Source organism: Pseudomonas sp. R62, assembly GCF_000257605.1.
Classification (GTDB): Bacteria; Pseudomonadota; Gammaproteobacteria; order Pseudomonadales; family Pseudomonadaceae; genus Aquipseudomonas; species Aquipseudomonas atacamensis.
Genome location: NZ_JH635998.1, coordinates 1,404,175 through 1,407,563, shown reverse-complemented (window position 1 = coordinate 1,407,563; position 3,389 = coordinate 1,404,175). Strand labels below are relative to the sequence as shown.

Sequence of the window (3,389 nt, the reverse complement as noted above, 5' to 3'; positions counted from 1 at the left end):
TCGCGATTTTTGCCGTTACACTGCGCGACCTTTTCAAACTGCACCGAACGCTTCCCAAAAGCGCCGATGCAGTAGCGCTGCCCCTGCCTGAGTGGGGCTTCGCGGTCGCTGACCTTGCCCAAGGTTGCGATCAGTCTTTGTCCTCCCGAGAGGATTGCCGGTGGCCAAGAAAGCCGCATCCTTCGCCGCCCTGGGCGGCCTGGTATTTTCCACCGACGCAGGTCGTCATTGCCCGGAATGCAGCAAGCCGGTGGACGCCTGTATCTGCAAACAAACCGTGATCCCGGCCGGTGACGGCATTGCCCGCGTGCGTCGCGAAAGCAAAGGGCGTGGCGGCAAGACGGTGACCACCATCACCGGCGTGCCTCTGGCCGAAGACGCGCTCAAGGAGCTGGCGACGACGTTGAAGAAACGTTGTGGCACCGGCGGGGCGCTGAAGGACGGCATCATCGAAATTCAGGGCGATCACGTCGAGCTACTCTTGGCAGAGCTGATCAAGCACGGTTTCAAAGCGAAGAAATCCGGCGGCTAGCAGCCTCTGTGAAACCCTCCGGCGGCTTGATCCGGCTTCGAGTGTTCTCGGATCCGGCGTCGTCGCCATGGTTTTCACAGAGCCTGTTCATGACCGGTTTCTAAACTCCACGCAGTCAGTGCGGTCTACCGCCGCACTGACGAACCGTCATTTTCATTCTTTAGACTGCGCCGGCCTGAACGTCAGGCGACGCACTCTGACTTCTTTATAGGGGACTTCGATGTCCGTACGACGCACACGTAAAGACGATGGCAGCCAATGGACAGTTGCGGACAGCCGCAGCGTTTACGGGATTCGCCATTGGGGGGCCGGGTATTTCGCGATCAATGAAGCCGGTCGCGTCGAAGTACGTCCGAACGGCCCGAGCAGCTCGCCCATCGACCTGTTCGAACAAGTCGACCAACTGCGCAAGAGCGGTTTGTCCTTGCCGCTGCTGGTGCGGTTCCCCGACATCCTGCAAGACCGTGTCCGTCAGTTGACCGGTGCTTTCGATTCGAACATCGAGCGCCTGGAATACCAGAGCAAATACACTGCGCTGTACCCGATCAAGGTCAACCAGCAAGAAGCGGTGATCGAGAACATCATCGCCACCCAGAACGTTTCCATCGGTCTGGAAGCCGGCTCCAAGCCTGAGCTGCTGGCGGTGCTGGCGCTGGCGCCGAAGGGCGGCACCATCGTCTGCAACGGTTACAAGGACCGCGAGTTCATCCGTCTGGCGCTGATGGGTCAGAAGCTCGGCCACAACGTGTTCATCGTCATCGAGAAAGAATCCGAAGTCGGCCTGGTGATCGAAGAAGCCGCCTCGCTCAAGGTCAAGCCGCAGGTGGGCCTGCGCGTGCGCCTGTCGTCGCTGGCCTCGTCGAAGTGGGCCGACACCGGTGGCGAGAAATCCAAATTCGGTCTGTCGGCGGCGCAACTGCTGTCGGTGGTTGAGCGCTTCCGTGGCGCCGGCCTCGATCAGGGCATCCGCCTGCTGCACTTCCACATGGGTTCGCAGATCGCCAACCTCGCTGACTATCAGCACGGCTTCAAGGAAGCGATCCGTTACTACGGCGAATTGCGCAACCTCGGTCTGCCGGTCGATCACATCGACGTCGGCGGCGGCCTCGGTGTCGACTACGACGGTACCCACTCGCGCAACGCCAGTTCGATCAACTACGACATGGACGATTACGCCGGTGTCGTGGTCGGCATGCTCAAGGAATTCTGCGACGCGCAGAGCCTGCCGCATCCGCACATCTTCTCCGAGAGTGGCCGTTCGCTGACCGCGCACCACGCAATGCTGGTGGTGCAGGTCACCGACGTCGAGAAACACAACGACGAAATCCCGCTGATCGAGAACAAAGAGAGCCTGCCGGAAACCGTGCAGTGGCTGGTCGATCTGCTCGGCCCGACCGACATCGAAATGGTCACCGAAACCTACTGGCGCGCCACCCACTACATGAGCGACGTGGCCGCGCAGTATGCCGATGGCAAGCTGACCCTGGCGGAAAAAGCCCTCGCCGAGCAGTGCTACTTCGCCGTGTGCCGTCGCCTGCACAACTCGCTGAAGGCGCGTCAGCGTTCGCACCGCCAGGTGCTCGACGAACTCAACGACAAGCTGGCCGACAAGTACATCTGCAACTTCTCGGTGTTCCAGAGCCTGCCGGACACCTGGGCGATCGATCAGGTGTTGCCGATCATCCCGCTGCATCGCCTCGACGAAGAGCCGCTGCGCCGCGCGGTGCTGCAGGATCTGACCTGCGACTCCGACGGCAAGATCAACCAGTACGTCGACGAGCAGAGCATCGAAACCAGCCTGCCGGTGCACGCGTTGAATGAAGGCGAAGATTACCTGCTGGGCGTGTTCCTGGTCGGCGCCTATCAGGAAATCCTCGGTGACATGCACAACCTGTTCGGTGACACCGACTCGGTGAACATCTACCAGAACGCCGATGGCAGCGTGTACCACGCCGGTATCGAGACCCACGACACCATCGAAGACATGCTGCGTTATGTGCACTTGTCGCCGGAAGAACTGATGACTCACTACCGCGACAAGTGCGCCAGTGCCCGCATCAGTGCCAGCGAGCGCACGCAGTTCCTCGATGCCTTGCGTCTGGGCCTGACCCGCTCCTCCTATCTGTCTTCCTGAGACCCGATAGCGTTCCGCCCGGGTTGTCCGATTTTTTTCCGCAAGCTGTGGAAAAGTCGGACAACCCGGTGGGACATCTCCTGATTTTTTCCCGAAAACCTGTGCGATCACGGTCAGCAAACTCATCTGGTCTGCTTTTCGCGTAGGTCATTTCCTAAGTTGTACTTCGCCTCTCTACTCGGCCATGCCTCTCGGCGAGAATCCCCGGCCGCCCCTCCTGTAGAGATCCGCCCATGTTCGATCCAGTCAACGAGCCGTCGTTTCGTCTCGATGTAGCGGGCCTGTCCGACCCCTTCGAAGTTCTCGCCTTTACCGGAAGGGAAGCGCTCAGCGAACCCTTCGCCTTCGAGATCGATGTGGTGATTGACGATCCGCATCTGGATCTAGCCGGCCTGCTGCACCGTTCTGCGTTTCTGTGTTTCGGCGCGCCCGACCAGGGTGTGCACGGGCAATTGCACAGCCTTGTCCAGCACGAGCACGGCCATGGCTTGCGTTTGTGCCGAATACGTCTCGGGCCGAGGGTCGACTGCCTCGACCTGCGTTTGAGCCAGCGCATCTTCAGCGGCCGCTGCGTGCCGCAGATCATCGAACAGGTGCTGCGCGAACATGGCATCGTCGGCCAGCAGCGACGTTACGAGTTGCACAGCGACTACCCGGCCCGCACCTTCTGCACGCAATACCGCGAATCCGATCTGCAACTGCTCCAGCGCCTGTGCGCAGAGG

At 60.6% G+C, this 3,389-nt stretch carries 3 protein-coding genes; all 3 read left to right on the top strand.

Annotated elements, in window-relative coordinates:
- The first annotated feature begins 160 nt into the window (after positions 1–160).
- Positions 161–532, top strand: a complete 372-nt coding sequence (locus OQK_RS07660; protein WP_007914613.1) for a translation initiation factor Sui1 — start codon at positions 161–163, stop codon at positions 530–532.
- A gap of 220 nt (positions 533–752) precedes the next feature.
- Positions 753–2,666 carry an arginine decarboxylase gene (gene speA, locus OQK_RS07655; protein WP_016771856.1) on the top strand — a complete coding sequence of 638 codons (1,914 nt, stop codon included), beginning with the start codon at positions 753–755 and terminating at the stop codon, positions 2,664–2,666.
- A 233-nt stretch (positions 2,667–2,899) separates the two neighbouring features.
- Positions 2,900–3,389, top strand: a 490-nt coding sequence (locus OQK_RS31060) for a contractile injection system protein, VgrG/Pvc8 family (RefSeq protein WP_038860715.1), incomplete at its 3' end; no start/stop codon positions are given.